Annotated in this window: 26 protein-coding genes, 1 tRNA gene and 1 rRNA gene (1 of these 28 cut by a window edge); 2 read left to right on the plus strand and 26 right to left on the minus strand. The window is 29.2% G+C overall.

The genetic code is table 11. From position 1 onward, the window contains the following. The 3 genes from AB4W55_RS01775 to aroE all read right to left on the minus strand — a co-directional run. A 23S ribosomal RNA gene (locus AB4W55_RS01775) occupies positions 1-1,385 on the minus strand; it reaches 1,522 nt to the left of the window's first position. A 199-nt stretch (positions 1,386-1,584) separates the two neighbouring features. Next, a tRNA-Glu gene (locus tag AB4W55_RS01780) sits at positions 1,585-1,657 on the minus strand. A 147-nt stretch (positions 1,658-1,804) separates the two neighbouring features. Further along, complete coding sequence (gene aroE / locus AB4W55_RS01785) at positions 1,805-2,653, minus strand: shikimate dehydrogenase (RefSeq protein ID WP_367672364.1); 849 nt, start codon at positions 2,651-2,653, stop codon at positions 1,805-1,807. Between the two features lie 128 nt (positions 2,654-2,781). Between aroE and def the strand changes: the two genes are divergently transcribed. Both def and fmt read left to right on the plus strand, forming a co-directional pair. Beyond that, positions 2,782-3,222 (plus strand): peptide deformylase, encoded by a 441-nt coding sequence (gene def / locus AB4W55_RS01790; protein ID WP_367672366.1) that lies wholly within the window; start codon positions 2,782-2,784, stop codon positions 3,220-3,222. Between the two features lie 42 nt (positions 3,223-3,264). Continuing rightward, entirely contained in the window at positions 3,265-4,212 is a 948-nt protein-coding gene (fmt, locus tag AB4W55_RS01795) for a methionyl-tRNA formyltransferase (RefSeq protein WP_367672368.1), read from the plus strand. Between the two features lie 54 nt (positions 4,213-4,266). Here the strand turns inward: fmt and rplQ are convergent, their stop codons facing one another. The 23 genes from rplQ to rpsS form a co-directional block, all read right to left on the minus strand. Continuing rightward, positions 4,267-4,647: a 50S ribosomal protein L17 gene (rplQ, locus tag AB4W55_RS01800; RefSeq protein WP_367672369.1), complete on the minus strand. Its 381-nt coding sequence runs from the start codon at positions 4,645-4,647 to the stop codon at positions 4,267-4,269. 41 nt (positions 4,648-4,688) lie between these two features. Beyond that, a complete protein-coding gene (gene rpoA / locus AB4W55_RS01805; protein ID WP_367672370.1) occupies positions 4,689-5,678 on the minus strand; it encodes a DNA-directed RNA polymerase subunit alpha in 990 nt (329 codons plus the stop codon). 32 nt (positions 5,679-5,710) lie between these two features. Then, the gene (gene rpsD / locus AB4W55_RS01810; RefSeq protein ID WP_367672371.1) at positions 5,711-6,331 is read right to left on the minus strand and encodes a 30S ribosomal protein S4; all 621 of its coding nucleotides are present in this window, start codon (positions 6,329-6,331) and stop codon (positions 5,711-5,713) included. 30 nt (positions 6,332-6,361) lie between these two features. After that, positions 6,362-6,751, minus strand: coding sequence for a 30S ribosomal protein S11 (rpsK, locus tag AB4W55_RS01815; RefSeq protein ID WP_367672800.1), 390 nt, complete (start codon positions 6,749-6,751; stop codon positions 6,362-6,364). Positions 6,752-6,771: 20 nt separating this feature from the next. Next, on the minus strand, positions 6,772-7,128 hold the full coding sequence (rpsM, locus tag AB4W55_RS01820; RefSeq protein ID WP_367672372.1) for a 30S ribosomal protein S13: 357 nt from the start codon (positions 7,126-7,128) through the stop codon (positions 6,772-6,774). Positions 7,129-7,169: 41 nt separating this feature from the next. After that, on the minus strand, positions 7,170-7,286 hold the full coding sequence (gene rpmJ, locus AB4W55_RS01825) for a 50S ribosomal protein L36 (protein WP_367672374.1): 117 nt from the start codon (positions 7,284-7,286) through the stop codon (positions 7,170-7,172). A gap of 75 nt (positions 7,287-7,361) precedes the next feature. Continuing rightward, positions 7,362-8,684 (minus strand): preprotein translocase subunit SecY, encoded by a 1,323-nt coding sequence (gene secY / locus AB4W55_RS01830; RefSeq protein WP_367672375.1) that lies wholly within the window; start codon positions 8,682-8,684, stop codon positions 7,362-7,364. 19 nt (positions 8,685-8,703) lie between these two features. After that, positions 8,704-9,135 (minus strand): 50S ribosomal protein L15, encoded by a 432-nt coding sequence (gene rplO, locus AB4W55_RS01835; RefSeq protein WP_367672376.1) that lies wholly within the window; start codon positions 9,133-9,135, stop codon positions 8,704-8,706. 3 nt (positions 9,136-9,138) lie between these two features. Further along, positions 9,139-9,321 (minus strand): 50S ribosomal protein L30, encoded by a 183-nt coding sequence (gene rpmD / locus AB4W55_RS01840; RefSeq protein WP_367672378.1) that lies wholly within the window; start codon positions 9,319-9,321, stop codon positions 9,139-9,141. 9 nt (positions 9,322-9,330) lie between these two features. After that, positions 9,331-9,834: a 30S ribosomal protein S5 gene (gene rpsE / locus AB4W55_RS01845; protein WP_367672380.1), complete on the minus strand. Its 504-nt coding sequence runs from the start codon at positions 9,832-9,834 to the stop codon at positions 9,331-9,333. A 14-nt stretch (positions 9,835-9,848) separates the two neighbouring features. Next, the gene (rplR, locus tag AB4W55_RS01850; RefSeq protein WP_367672381.1) at positions 9,849-10,211 is read right to left on the minus strand and encodes a 50S ribosomal protein L18; all 363 of its coding nucleotides are present in this window, start codon (positions 10,209-10,211) and stop codon (positions 9,849-9,851) included. A 1-nt stretch (position 10,212) separates the two neighbouring features. Next, the gene (gene rplF, locus AB4W55_RS01855; RefSeq protein WP_367672382.1) at positions 10,213-10,749 is read right to left on the minus strand and encodes a 50S ribosomal protein L6; all 537 of its coding nucleotides are present in this window, start codon (positions 10,747-10,749) and stop codon (positions 10,213-10,215) included. 14 nt (positions 10,750-10,763) lie between these two features. Continuing rightward, positions 10,764-11,159, minus strand: a complete 396-nt coding sequence (gene rpsH, locus AB4W55_RS01860; protein WP_367672383.1) for a 30S ribosomal protein S8 — start codon at positions 11,157-11,159, stop codon at positions 10,764-10,766. A 48-nt stretch (positions 11,160-11,207) separates the two neighbouring features. Next, complete coding sequence (gene rpsN / locus AB4W55_RS01865) at positions 11,208-11,513, minus strand: 30S ribosomal protein S14 (RefSeq protein ID WP_367672384.1); 306 nt, start codon at positions 11,511-11,513, stop codon at positions 11,208-11,210. Between the two features lie 23 nt (positions 11,514-11,536). Then, positions 11,537-12,076 carry a 50S ribosomal protein L5 gene (rplE, locus tag AB4W55_RS01870; RefSeq protein WP_367672385.1) on the minus strand — a complete coding sequence of 180 codons (540 nt, stop codon included), beginning with the start codon at positions 12,074-12,076 and terminating at the stop codon, positions 11,537-11,539. Between the two features lie 14 nt (positions 12,077-12,090). Beyond that, positions 12,091-12,408: a 50S ribosomal protein L24 gene (gene rplX, locus AB4W55_RS01875; protein WP_367672386.1), complete on the minus strand. Its 318-nt coding sequence runs from the start codon at positions 12,406-12,408 to the stop codon at positions 12,091-12,093. A gap of 19 nt (positions 12,409-12,427) precedes the next feature. After that, positions 12,428-12,796, minus strand: a complete 369-nt coding sequence (gene rplN / locus AB4W55_RS01880) for a 50S ribosomal protein L14 (protein WP_367672387.1) — start codon at positions 12,794-12,796, stop codon at positions 12,428-12,430. A gap of 85 nt (positions 12,797-12,881) precedes the next feature. After that, positions 12,882-13,133: a 30S ribosomal protein S17 gene (rpsQ, locus tag AB4W55_RS01885; RefSeq protein WP_367672388.1), complete on the minus strand. Its 252-nt coding sequence runs from the start codon at positions 13,131-13,133 to the stop codon at positions 12,882-12,884. After that, positions 13,130-13,327, minus strand: a complete 198-nt coding sequence (rpmC, locus tag AB4W55_RS01890; RefSeq protein ID WP_367672389.1) for a 50S ribosomal protein L29 — start codon at positions 13,325-13,327, stop codon at positions 13,130-13,132. The genes rpsQ and rpmC overlap by 4 nt, the downstream gene beginning before the upstream one ends. Then, positions 13,324-13,737 carry a 50S ribosomal protein L16 gene (gene rplP / locus AB4W55_RS01895; RefSeq protein WP_367672390.1) on the minus strand — a complete coding sequence of 138 codons (414 nt, stop codon included), beginning with the start codon at positions 13,735-13,737 and terminating at the stop codon, positions 13,324-13,326. Before rplP ends, rpmC begins: the two co-directional genes overlap by 4 nt. Positions 13,738-13,745: 8 nt before the next feature. Then, complete coding sequence (rpsC, locus tag AB4W55_RS01900; protein WP_367672391.1) at positions 13,746-14,465, minus strand: 30S ribosomal protein S3; 720 nt, start codon at positions 14,463-14,465, stop codon at positions 13,746-13,748. A gap of 23 nt (positions 14,466-14,488) precedes the next feature. Further along, the gene (rplV, locus tag AB4W55_RS01905; protein WP_367672392.1) at positions 14,489-14,821 is read right to left on the minus strand and encodes a 50S ribosomal protein L22; all 333 of its coding nucleotides are present in this window, start codon (positions 14,819-14,821) and stop codon (positions 14,489-14,491) included. A gap of 12 nt (positions 14,822-14,833) precedes the next feature. Beyond that, positions 14,834-15,112 carry a 30S ribosomal protein S19 gene (gene rpsS, locus AB4W55_RS01910; protein WP_367672393.1) on the minus strand — a complete coding sequence of 93 codons (279 nt, stop codon included), beginning with the start codon at positions 15,110-15,112 and terminating at the stop codon, positions 14,834-14,836. Positions 15,113-15,130: the final 18 nt, after the last annotated feature.

Below are 15,130 nucleotides of genomic sequence, written 5' to 3' on the forward strand. Positions count from 1 at the left end.
CCATCGACTACGCCTTTCGGCCTCACCTTAGGGGTCGACTTACCCTGCCTCGATTATCGTTGGACAGGAAACCTTGGTTTTTCGGCGAGCAGGTTTTTCACCTGCTTTATCGTTACTCATGTCAGCATTCGCACTTCTGATACCTCCAAAGTGATTTACAACACTTCTTCGCAGGCTTACAGAACGCTCCCCTACCCAATAAAAAAAATTTATTGCCACAGCTTCGGTACATAATTTGAGCCCCGTTACATCTTCCGCGCAGGCCGACTCGACCAGTGAGCTATTACGCTTTCTTTAAATGATGGCTGCTTCTAAGCCAACATCCTGGTTGTTTATGACTTCCCACATCGTTTCCCACTTAATTATGATTTTGGGACCTTAGCTGGTGATCTGGGTTGTTTCCCTTTCCACAACGAACGTTAGCACCCGCTGTGTGTCTCCCGTGATAACATTCTACGGTATTCGGAGTTTGCATCGGATTGGTAAGCCGGGATGGCCCCCTAACCGAAACAGTGCTCTACCCCCGAAGATGAATTCACGAGGCGCTACCTAAATAGCTTTCGGGGAGAACCAGCTATCTCCCGGTTTGATTGGCCTTTCACCCCTAACCACAAGTCATCCGCTGATTTTTCAACATCAGTCGGTTCGGTCCTCCAGTTGGTTTTACCCAACCTTCAACCTGCTCATGGCTAGATCACCGGGTTTCGGGTCTGTATCCTGAAACTTAACGCCCATTTAAGACTCGGTTTCCCTTCGGCTCCCCTATTTGGTTAACCTTGCTACAGAATACAAGTCGCTGACCCATTATACAAAAGGTACGCAGTTACCTAGTAAAAAATAGGCTTCTACTGCTTGTACGTATACGGTTTCAGGTTCTATTTCACTCCCCTAACCGGGGTTCTTTTCGCCTTTCCCTTACGGTACTAGTTCACTATCGGTCAATCAGGAGTATTTAGCCTTGGAGGATGGTCCCCCCATATTCAAGCAAGATTTCTCGTGTCCCGCTCTACTTTTTGAATCCACTTATATAATTTTTTTCGTATACTGGGCTATCACCATGTTTCGCTATTCTTTCCAAAATATTCTACTAAAAATTATAAAGATTATGATTCTGGGCTGATCCCTTTTCGCTCGCCACTACTTAGGGAATCTCAATTGATTTCTTTTCCTCAAGATACTTAGATGTTTCAATTCTCTTGGTTTGCTTTGCTAACCTATAGATTCAATTAGCAATGACACAATTTAAAGTTGTGTCGGGTTTCCCCATTCGGATACCATCGGATATAACGTTTCTTATCAACTCACCGATAATTTTCGCAGATTAGCACGTCCTTCATCGCCTCTGATTGCCAAGGCATCCACCATATACGCTTAATCACTTAACCTTACAACCCACAGGTGTCTCTTATTAATTTCGTATTGTAAAAGAGCGTCTAAAAATGTTTGTTTATCAATAACTCTAGAATTTTAAAAAATTAAAAAAATGTATTAAAATCTAAAATTATAAAACATATTTTTGATTACTTTAATATAATAACATATTATTATGTTAAAGCAATGAATTATTTAAAATATTTTATTTTTCGTCCCCTAGGAGATTTGAACCCCTGTTGCCGCCGTGAAAGGGCGGTGTCCTAGACCTCTAGACGAAGGGGACAAAATGTTAAAATTAAATAAAATAAAATTTAGAAAAATAAAAAATTTTAATATTAATTAATTTAATATATAATTTTTACAGAATGTAATAAAAGAGTCAAGATCTTTTTTGTATTTTTTTTAAAGTTTTAATTATCTTGCATACTAATTATAAATAAACATATTTTTTTTGATGATTTAAAAAAGAAATAACATTTTTTACATTCGGAAAAATACCATTCCATAAATAAAAAGAATATGCCGCCTGACTTACAAGCATCCCAATTCCATCAGAAAAATAAATTGCTTTATTTATTTTACACCAACGTAAAAATGGAGTTAATTCATTACTATAATATAAATCATAAAAAAAAGTATTTTTCGGATAAAATACTAAATTAGAAATAAAAAAATTGGAATTATTTTTAATTCCTACCGAAGTAGCATTAATTACTAAATCATAATTTAATTCCTTTAATAGACTGACATTAATTGCGCGAATTGAACCTAGATTTTTAAAAAAATAAACAATCTTTTTTGCATTACAAAATGTTCTATTAACAACATCTATAGAACAATTTAATGATAATAAATTTGGTATAATTCCTCTAGCAGCTCCTCCAGATCCAATTAATAAAACGCGATCGCTATAATTAATAGCATTTAACCTCTTTAGATCATACAAAAGACCTATACCATCAGTATTATCCCCTAAAATTTTCCCTGATGAAATTTTTTTTATAGTATTTACAGAGCCGGAAATTAAAGCTCTCTTGGTTAAAACATGAGATAATAAATAAGCATCGTGTTTAAACGGAACGGTAATATTTGCCCCGGAATAATGTGATTTTAAAAAATACAAAAAAGCAGTAAAAAATTTATCTTTTTCTACATATTGAGTATTATATCGCATTAAACAATTTGTTTGTTCCGCAAATAAATCATGAATAGTAGGTGATTTAGAATGCTGGACAGGATTTCCAAATAACACGTAATATTTTTTATTATTAATCAACATTTATTTTCTCTCTAATAATATTCTAAATATTTAAAAATAAATATTAAAAATAGAATAAATTATTTAATTAATTTATATGAAATAATTTATAATATAAAATTATATTAAAAATTTTAAAAATAATTCCCATGTCTTTATTAAAAATAATAAAATACCCAGATAATAGATTACGTAACATAGCTCAACCAGTCAAAATAATTAATAAAAAAATACATCAAATTATACAAGATATGTATTACACAATGTATGAAAAACAAGGAATAGGTTTAGCTGCTACCCAAGTAGGTATTAATTTACAAATTATAGTAATTGATATTAGCGAAAAACAAACAGATCCAATAATACTTATTAATCCTAAAAAAATTTATTGTTCCGAAAAAATCAGCATTGAAGAAGGATGTCTATCAATTCCAAATACCTTAAAAAAAATTACAAGAGCAAACAAAATTCAAATTCAAACATTAAATTATTATGGAAAAAAAATTATTATTGAAGCAAAAGAACTATTATCAATCTGTATACAACATGAAATGGATCATCTCGTTGGAAAGTTAATTATTGATTATTAATTCAAAATTTACTTAAACCTTCTAAATAAAAAAAATAATATTATGAATGAATCAAAACTGAAAATTATTTTTGCTGGAACATCACAGTTTTCTGCAGATCACCTATCTAAATTAATATTATCAAAATATAACATTATAGCAGTATTAACAAAACCAGACATGCGATCAGGAAGAGGAAAAAAAATTATTAAATCACCAATAAAAATTTTATCAGAAAATTATCAAATTCCAATTTTTCAACCCAAACAAATTAACCAAAAAAATAATCTACTCGATTTTTTAAAAATCGAAGCAGATATTATGATCGTCGTTGCATATGGATTTAAAATACCTAATTTTTTATTAACAAAATACCGGCTGGGTTGTATTAATGTACACGCTTCATTATTACCAAGATGGAGAGGAGCATCCCCAATACAATCTGCAATTCTAAACGGAGATCATCAAACTGGAATAACAATTATTCAAATGAATCATAATATCGACGAAGGAAAAATATTATCTCAAATTACATGTAATATTCAAAAAAAAGATAATACAATAAATTTAACTAAAAAATTATCTCACCTTGGACAAAAAATCCTTATAAAAACATTACAAAAAATTCAAAATAAACAAATTACTCCAAAACCACAAAATCATAAAAAGTCTAAAAATTGTATCAAAATCCAAAAATACATGGGCAAAATAAATTTTTATATACATGCAAAAAAAATAGAAAAAATGGTTAGAGCATTTAACCCATGGCCTGGAACATATTTAATAATTAAAAATAAAATAATAAAAATTTGGGAAGTAGATGTTCTTGAAAGTATTTCAATGCACAATATTGGAGAAATTATTAATATTGATAAATATGGAATACAGATACAAACAAAAAAAAATATATTAAATCTTAAAAAAATACAAATATCTGGAAAAAAAATTGTTACAACTTCAGAATTTATTAATTCTACACAAAAAATATTTATCAAGGGAGATATAATATAAAATATTTTTAAAACGGCAATAAGATGCCGTTATATGAATTAAAAAATAATAAATTTATTTTTTTTCTTTTTGAAAAATACTTCGTCCAGTTAACTGAACATATGCAATGGGCGCTTTATCTCCAGGACGAAATCCACATTTTAAAATTTTAGTATATCCACCAGGACGATTCAAAAAATATGGACCAATATCACTAAATAATTTATACACTATGAAATTATTTCTGATACGAGAAAAAATTAATCTTCTATTAGAAATACTATCTACTTTCGAAATAGTAATTAATGGTTCAACTATAGTACGCAATTCTTTTGCTTTAGGTAATGTAGTTTTTATCATTTCATATTTCAATAATGCGCAAATCATGTTATTAAACATAGCTTTTAAATGACTTGAATTACGATTTAAATAACGACCGCTGTGCCTATGTCTCATTAATTATTCCTTTAAAATAAACTACTTAATTCACATAAAAATTATTCACCAGAAACATTTTCAGGAGGCCAATTTTCTAAATGCATACCCAGAGATAACCCTCGAGCGGCTAATATATCCTTGATTTCAGTTAAAGATTTTTTTCCAAGGTTTGGAGTTTTTAATAATTCTATTTCAGTACGTTGAACTAAATCTCCAATATAATGTATCGCTTCTGTTTTTAAACAATTAGCAGATCGAACCGTTAACTCTAAATCATCTACAGGACGTAATAAAATTGGTTCAAATTTCGGTTTCTTTACTTCCTTCTTGGGCTGACGAATATTACGAAAATCAACAAATGCTTCTAACTGTTCAGAAAGTATTGTTGAACCCATACGAATTGCCTCTTCTGGATTAATAGTTCCATTAGTTTCCATTTCGATAATTAATCGATCAAGATCAGTTCTCTGGGCAACACGAGCAGATCCTACACGATAAGCAACACGTTCTATTGGACTATAAGAAGCATCTAAAGATATAGATCCAATATTGATAGATTCAGAATGCGATTGTAAACGCGCAGATGCCGGAACATAACCGTATCCTAATTCTACTTTCATAGAAATATTAATAGAAGATGATTGAGTAGTTAAATGACAAATAATATGATTTAAATTAATTATTTCTACACTACTCTCACAAGTAATATCAGATGCTAATACAGGTCCAATTCCAGATTTTTGTAAAGTTAATATCACGTATTCCTTTTTATCTACTTTAATCGCTAAACCCTTAATATTTAATAAAATTTCTAAAATATCCTCTTTCACTCCAGTTTTAGAGATATATTCATGTAAAACCCCTTCAATTTGTACTTCAGTAACAGCATATCCAGGCATAGAAGAAAGTAAAATTCTACGTAAAGCACTACCCAAGGTATGACCAAAACCACGCTCTAGGGGTTCTAGAACAACTTTAATATGGGTTGGACTAATCAGTTCAACATCTGAAATATGTGATTTAACAAAATCCTTAATAGAACCATGCATAAAAAAAATTACTCCTGATTATATATTTAAAATTATTTAGAATATAACTCAATAATTAAATGTTCATTAATATCTGCTGATAAATCTGAACGATCTGGAATGCGAAGAAATATTCCTTCTAATTTATTCGAATTTACTTCTAACCAAGTTGGTTTTTCTCGTTGTTCAGATAATTCTATAGCAGCCTTAATCCTAGATTGATTTTTAAAATTATCTCTAATTTTAATAACATCATGAGGACGAACTTTATATGAAGGAATATTAACAACTTTAGTATTTACCATGATTGATTTATGACTAATGAGTTGTCGAGCTTCAAATCTAGTTACCGAAAAACCTAAACGATAAATTATATTATCTAATCTGCTCTCTAATAATCTTAGTAAATTTTCACCAGTATCACCTTTCAGTTTTACAGATAATTTATAATAATTTCGAAATTGACGCTCTAAAATACCATAAAGACGACGAACCTTCTGTTTTTCTCGTAACTGAATGCCATATTCAGATAATCTTGTCTTGCGAGCACCATGTTGACCGGGGAGTTGATTAAGTTTACACTTAGAATCAATAGAACGATATCCTGATTTTAAGAATAAATCAGTACCCTCACGACGACTAAGTTTTAATTTAGGTCCTAAATATTTTGCCATTTTATTTTTCTCATACATTCCCTAAAAAAATTATACACGACGTTTTTTAGGTGGGCGACAACCATTATGGGGAATAGGAGTAATATCAGTAATATTAGTAATTTTAAATCCTGCAGTATTTAAAGCCCGAATAGTAGATTCTCTACCCGGTCCAGGTCCTTTAACCATAACTTCTAAATTTTTCAGGCCATAATCTTTAATAGATTCAATACATCGTTCTACAGCTACTTGAGCAGCAAAAGGAGTAGATTTTCTCGAACCCCGAAAACCAGAGCCTCCCGAAGTTGCCCAACCTAATGCATTTCCCTGACGATCAGTAATCGTAACTATAGTATTATTAAAAGATGCGTGAATATAAGCAATACCATCTAAAATTTGTTTTTTTATACGTTTTTTTGTACGTTTTGAAAATTTTACCATCATTTAAAAGTCTCTAACTATTATTTTTTTATTGGTTTACGAGGGCCTTTTCGAGTACGAGCATTAGTTTTAGTCCTTTGTCCACGAACAGGTAAACCCCGACGATGTCTTAAACCGCGATAACACCCTAAATCCATTAATCTTTTAATATTTAAATTTTTCTCACGCCTTAAATCTCCTTCTAAAATTAAATTAGAAATAGCCTCTCTTAAAGAATCTAATTTACTTTCATGTAATTCACCCACTTTAGCTGTTTCTGCAATACCACATGTTATACAAATATTTCTAGCACGCGATGTTCCAATTCCATATATTAACTGTAGTGCAATAACAATATGTTTATAATCAGGAATATTTATCCCTGCGATACGAGCCATCAATACACTCCTTATAATTTATGGTACTTAACAAATCAAACTTATCCTTGACGTTGTTTATGTTTGGGATAATTGCTGCAAATAACGCGCACAACATTATTACGCTTTACAATTTTACAATCACGACATAATTTTTTGATTGAAGTGCGTACTTTCATAATAAATTTACCATTTTAAAATTTTTATGATAAATATAATTTTGAATTTTAAAATATCCAAACTGTATACATAATTTAAAAATTAAAATTAGATTTTTTTAAAATTGAACTATATTGGCTAGATATGAATAACGTTTGAACTTGTGCTACAACATCAATAATTACAACTACTACAATTAATAACGATGTTCCTCCAAAATGAAAAGGTACTTTCATAAAAACTCTCATAAAATCTGGAACAAGACAAATAAACATCATGTACAAAGAACCAATAAAAGTAATTTTATACATAATCTTACTAATGTATTTAGATGTTTGTTCTCCAGGTCTAATTCCAGGTATAAAAGCTCCAGATCTTTTTAAATTTTCTGCGGTTTCTCGAGGATTAAAGGTTAAATTAGAATAAAAAAAACAGAAAAAAACTATTAAAACTGAATAAATAATTATATACAAGAGATGGCCAGGTTGCAAATAAATCGAAAATTTAAATAACCAATCATATTTATTTAAAATACCAAACCAAGATAATAAAGTTACCGGAAAAATAATAATACTCGAAGAAAAAATAGCAGGCATTACCCCGGAGATATTTATTTTTAAAGGTAAATGTGTACTCTGAGAAACATATGTATTGTAATTTCTATTTTGTTTAGGATAATTTAATGTAATTTTTCTATAACTTCTTTCTACAAACACCACTAAAAATATCACAGATATAATAAAAACAAAAATACAAAATAACATAAAAAAACTTAAATTTGATTCACTAACTTGTTTGATAATTTGAATAATAGAAGAAGGCAAGCTTGAAATAATACCTATAAAAATAATAATTGAAATTCCATTACCAATCCCATAATCAGTAATTAATTCAGCTAACCACATTAAAAAAACAGTACCTGTGCATAAACTTATAACAGAGATAACATAAAAACTAAAACCTGGATGGGGAACTAAATCTGGTATTAGAGGAATATTTGGTAAAGTAGTTGAAATCCCAATAGCTTGTAATACTGATATAAACAAAGTCAAGTATCTAGTATACTTATCAATTATTTTTTTTCCAAAATCACCTTCTTTTTGTATCGATGATAAACGAGAACTAAATAAAGTCAATAATTGAATAATAATAGAAGACGAAATGTAAGGCATAATACCTAAAGAAAAAATAGATGCTCGACCTAAAGATCCCCCAGAAAAAACATTAATCATATCAATAATAGTACTGTTTTGATATTGTAAAAAATCAGTTAAAATAGTAATATTAATACCAGGAACTGGAATAAATGAGCCAACTCTAAATATAAAAATCATAAAACATAAAAAAAAAATTCTATTTTTTAATTCAAGTAAACTTTTATTAATATTAAAAAATTTTGATTTTATTTTTTTATCCATCCAATATATACTCTAATAATTATTCAATTTTTCCACCTAAACTTTGAATGATAGAAGCAACATTTTTAGTCACTCTTAAACCCCTAATTACAATAGATTTATTAATCAATCCCGATTTAATAATTTTAACATATTTAATACTTTTTTTAATAATATTAAATTTCTTTAAAACATTTAAATCAATAACATTTACATTAATTTTGTTTATATCTGACAAACGAACTTCTGAAGTAAAAATTTGTTTACGAGAACAAAATCCAAATTTTGGAATACGACGATACAATGGTGTTTGACCACCTTCAAAACCTCTTCTAATACTAGAACCTTTTCTAGAAGTCTGTCCTTTATGACCACGACCAGCTGTTTTTCCAAAACCTGATCCCATGCCACGTCCAACTCTTTTAGGTGTTTTTTTTGATCCTGTCTTAGGAGAAAGTGTATTTAAATACAATTTTTATTCCTCTCTTATTTTAACCATATAATATACTTGATTAATCATCCCTCGAATAGATGGAGTATCTTCTCTAATCACTGTATGTCGAATTCTTCGCAAACCCAATCCTAACATAGTAGATTTATGTTTTGGTAAACGACCAATGATGCTTTTTGTTTGAGTAATATATAGTTTTTTTTTCATATATAATACTTATCCTATAATTTGAAAAACAGATTTATTTCTTTTATCTGCAATCATTTTGGGAGATTTCATATTCTTTAAACCATTCATAGTTGCTCGTACAACATTAATAGGATTAGTAGAACCATAAGTTTTAGCTAAAACATTTTTAATACCCACAACTTCTAAAACAGCACGCATTGCACCACCCGCAATAATACCAGTTCCTCGAGAGGCTGGTTTCATAAAAATACTTGATCCTGTATGAAAACCTTTGACAGCATGTTGTAAAGTACCATTTTTAATTTCAATAAATATCATATTACGACGTGCTTTTTCCATAGATTTTTGAATCGCTGCTGGAACTTCTTTAGCCTTACCATATCCAAAACCTACTTTACCAGATTTATCTCCAACAACCGTTAATGCAGTAAAAGAAAAAATTCTACCACCTTTGACAGTTTTTGAAACTCGATTAACTGAAATTAATTTTTCTTGAAAATCACTATGAACTTGTTTATCTCTATTCACCATACTATTATCCCACATTAAAAGTGTAGTCCCGCATGACGCGCAGAATCAGCAACAGCTTTGATACGACCATGATATTTAAAACCGGAACGATCAAAAGAAACCCTATTTATACCCTTTTGAATTGCTCGACTTGCAATAATTGACCCAATAATACTTGCAGCTTTTTTATTACCAGTGTAAATAACCTTTTTTTGAATTTTATTCTCTAAGGTAGAAGCAACAGTCAAAATACGATTATCATGAGAAATAATTTGTGCATAAATATGACGAGAAGTACGATGTACCACTAAACGAGTAATATACAACTTTTTAAATTGTAATCGATACTTCATAGCTCTACGAATGCGAATATTTTTCTTATTCTTTAAATTAGTCATATTATTTTTTCTTCGCCTCTTTAATTCGTATAAATTCATTAGAATAACGAATTCCTTTTCCTTTATATGATTCAGGCTTACGCTTATTCCTAATATTAGAAGCTACTTGACCAACCAATTGCTTATCAATACCATATAATATAATTTCAGTTGATGAAATGTTTTTTGCAGTTATTCCTTTCGGAAGAATATAACTAATTGTATGAGAATAGCCTAAAAACATATTAATTTTATTATTTTCTTCTATATTAATTCGATAGCCCACACCAACCAATTGTAACTTTTTTGAAAAACCTACAGTAACACCAATAATCATAGAATTCACTAACGACCTAGTAGTACCAGCTTGTATCCAACCATCATATTGATTTACATTTGATTTAAAAAATAAATTATCATTTTTATATTCTATAATTACAGAAGAACTAAAATACCTCTTAAGAAATTTATTATTACTCTTTACTAAAATAAAGTTATCAGATAATGTAATATGCACATTAGATGGAACCAAAATAGGTTTTTTAGCAATACGAGACATATATCCCTCCAAAATTAAAACACAAAACAAATTACTTCACCACCAATACCAAGCTTTTTAGCGGTTTTATTACTTATTACACCATGCGAAGTAGACATAATCGCTATTCCTAAACCATCCATAACAATTGGTAAATTATTTTTATCTTTATAAATACGTAAGCTTGGTTTACTAATTCTTGTAATATTTTCAATCACAGATTTTCCTCGAAAATATTTCAATACAATAGTTAAAAAAAATTTATTAACCTTTTGGTTTACAACATAATTCTTAATATATCCTTCATTTTTTAAAACACCGCTAATAGAAACTTTTAAATTAGAAGAAGGAACAACTACTGAAATTTTATTAGCTAATTGACCATTTCGAATAATTGTTAGCATATCAGATATAGGATCTTGCATACTCATTAGATTTATTCTCTTATAATAAAAATTAAACTAATATAATATTTCTTTTTACCAACTAGCCTTTCTTAAACCAGGAACTTCACCCCGCATGGCAGATTCTCTTAATTTCATTCTACTTAATCCAAACTTTCTAATAAATCCATGAGGTCTGCCTGTCTGAAGGCAACGATTTCTCTGTCTTGATAAACTAGAATCCCTGGGAAGAGTTTGTAATTTTAAAACCGCTTTCCATCGTTCTTCTTGATTTACTGACAAATCAGAAATAAGTTTCTTTAATGCTTTTCGTTTTTCAAAAAATTTTTTACCTAATTTTATTCTTTTTAATTCACGAGCTTTCATTGATTCTTTGGCCATAAAGTATCCTTATTAAAAAACATTTATGAACGAAATGGAAAATTAAAAGCTGACAATAATGCAATTCCTTCTTTATTAGAACAAGAAGAAGTAGTAATAGTAATATCTAAACCACGAATTTTATCAATTATATCATAATTAATTTCAGGAAAAATAATTTGCTCCTTTATACCCATACTGTAATTTCCTCTCCCATCAAAAGATTTTTTAGAAAACCCTCGAAAATCACGAATTCTAGGAATAACAATAGAAATTAAACGCTTCAAAAAATCCCACTTACGCAAACCCCTCAAAGTAACTTTACAACCAATAGGATAACCTTCTCGAATCTTAAAACCAGAAATAGATTTTCTTGCCTTTGTAATATAAGGTTTTTGACCAGAAATTAATGATAAATCCGAAATTGCAAAATCTAAAACTTTTTTATCGTGCGTTGATTTTCCAAGACCCATATTCAATGTAATTTTATTTATCCTTGGAACTTGCATAATTGAAGTATACTTAAAATCTAACATCATTTTTTTTACTACGTGAGACTTATAATAACTATATAATTCAGACATCCAAATACTCCTATTTACTTAATATTTTTATTATTAGATTTTAAAAATCTCACCTTTTTACCTTTCTCAAATCTAAATCCAACACGATCAGCTTTATTAGTCAATGGATTTAAAAAAGCTACATTAGAAATATGAATAGACGCTTCTTTTTTTAAAATTTGAGAAGTTTGATTTCTAGCAGGAATAGCTTTTTGATGTTTAGTAACAAGATTTATACCCTCTATAATCAATCTATTTTTTTTATAAATGACCGATCTAACTTTACCAACCTTTCCTTTTTCTTTTCCTGATAAAATAATTACACGATCATTAGAACGAATTTTTGCCGCCATAATAATTTTCCTAAACAAATTAAAGAACTTCTGGAGCTAAAGAAATAATTTTCATAAATTTTTCTATTCTTAACTCGCGAGTTACTGGACCAAAAACACGAGTACCAATAGGTTGTTCAGAATTATTTAAAATCACACAAGAATTAGTATCAAACCGAATTAAAGAACCATCTGAACGACGAACTCCCTTCTTAGTACGAACAACCACTGCTTTCAAAACCTCTCCTGTTTTAACTTTTCCTCTAGGAACTGCCTCTTTAATGGCAACTTTAATAATATCACCAATTTTAGCATATCGCTTACCAGAACCCCCTAAAACTTTAATACACATTGCGACACGCGCACCAGAATTATCAGCAACATGTAATAATGTTTGTTCTTGAATCATATCATCTCATACCTCAAAAATAAATAACATGATAATTATAAAAATAAGTTTAAATAATATATTATTTAAAATTTTTTTTTTAATATTAAATGTTTTTTTTTATAATTTTAACTAGCTTCCATGACTTTGTTTTAGAAATTGGACGGCATTCAGATACCTCTATAATATCACCATCTTGACATTCATTATGCTCATCATGAACATGCAATTTAGTATTTTTTTTAATGAATTTTTTATAAATGGAATGTTTGACAAACCTATCGATAGATATTACAACCGACTTTTGCATTTTATTACTAATAACTGTACCCTGAACAGTACGTAATTTATGTATCATAAAACACCCTCTTTTTTTTCAGTGATCACAGTCTTTATCAAAACAATATTTTTTCGGACATTTCTAAATAAATGTGAGTTGGGAGATTTTTCAGAAGATACTTGCATTCTCAGATTAAATTTCTCTTTTAATAAATTTTCTAATTCATGATTAAGATCATCTATTGATTTATTACGGAGATCACAAATTTTCATTGATTTACCATATTATTTATAAAAATAGTTTTCATGGGTAATTTAGATGCTGCTAATCTAAAAGCTTCTCTAGATTCATTTTCAGAAATACCATCTATTTCATATAATATTCTACCAGGCTGTATTAAAGCAACCCAATATTCAACATTGCCTTTTCCTTTGCCCATTCTAACTTCTAATGGTTTTTGAGTAATAGGTTTATCTGGAAATACACGTATCCAAATTTTACCTTGTCGTTTCATAGACTTCGTAATCGCTCTTCTTGCCGATTCGATTTGTCTTGAAGTTAATCGACCTCTTGTAATTGCTTTTAATCCAAATGTTCCAAAAACAAGATTAGAATTTAAAACTAAACCGCGATTTTTACCTTTATGCATTTTTCGAAATTTAGTACGCTTAGGTTGTAACATGAATAAAATTATCTCCTATTATTTAAAATATTCACAAGGGAATAATTTGTTTTCTTTTCTGTCTTAGTACCTTTCTGAATAGAATCAAGATTTTTCATACCATCTAATATTTCTCCTTTAAATACCCAAACCTTAACTCCAATAATCCCATAAGTAGTACGAGCTTCAGATAAACTATATTCAATATTAGCTCGTAAAGTATGTAAAGGTACTCTACCTTCTCTATACCATTCTCGTCTTGCAATTTCAGTTCCACCCAAACGACCGCTTACTTCAACCTTAATGCCTTGTGCTCCCTGTCTCATAGCATTCTGAACAGATCTCTTCATAGCCCTACGAAACATAATACGTCTTTCTAATTGAGAACTAATGCTATCAGCAATTAATTTCGAATCTAATTCTGGTTTTTTAACTTCTGAAATATTAATTTGAACAGGAAAACCAGACATGAATGAAATTTTATCACGTAATTTTTCAACATCTTCTCCTTTTTTACCAATTACAATTCCGGGACGAGCTGTATGAATAGTTACTTTAATATTTTTAGATAATCGCTCAATTACAATTCTAGAAATAGAAGCTTTTTTTAATTTTGTTTGTAAAAACTTCCTAATCTTAAAATCTCCAATTAAATATTTTGAAAAAACCTTACTATTTGCAAACCAAGTGGAATTCCAAGATTTGATAATACCAAGTCGCATGCCATGTGGATGTACTTTCTGACCCATTATTACTATTCTCCAAAAAAAAATTATTTACTGGCGACAATTACAGTAATATGACTGGTTCGTTTCAAAATTCTATCAGATCTTCCTTTTGCCCGAGGGAGCATTCTTTTCATAGTAGGTCCTTCATCAACAAAAATATTTTTTATAAAAAGATTTTTAGAATCTATTCCAAGATTATGCTCAGCATTTGCAATAGCAGAAAAAAGAACCTTTTTTACTAAAAAAGCCGCCTTTTTTTTATTATAATTTAATATATTTATTACATCAAAAATCTTTTTTCCTCGAATTAAATTAGCTATTAATCTTACTTTTTGAGCTGATGACTTTGCTTGACGATATTTTGCTAAAATTTCCATCGATTTCAATACCTAACGTTTTTTAATTTTTTTATCTGCTGTATGTCCTCGATAAGTGCGAGTTAAAGAGAACTCACCTAATTTATGTCCAACCATTTCTTCTGTAATAAAAATTGGTATATGTTGACGACCATTATGAACAGAAATAGTTAATCCAACCATATTTGGAAATATTGTAGAACGTCTAGACCATGTTTTAATTGGTTTTTTATTGTTCATTTGAATATTTTTTTTTACTTTAGAAAATAAACTAACATCAATAAACGGACCTTTTTTTAAAGAACGAGGCATATATATTAATTATCCTAA

The sequence above is a fragment of the Buchnera aphidicola (Symydobius americanus) genome (assembly GCF_964059135.1).
Classification (GTDB): Bacteria; Pseudomonadota; Gammaproteobacteria; order Enterobacterales; family Enterobacteriaceae; genus Buchnera_L; species Buchnera_L aphidicola_AJ.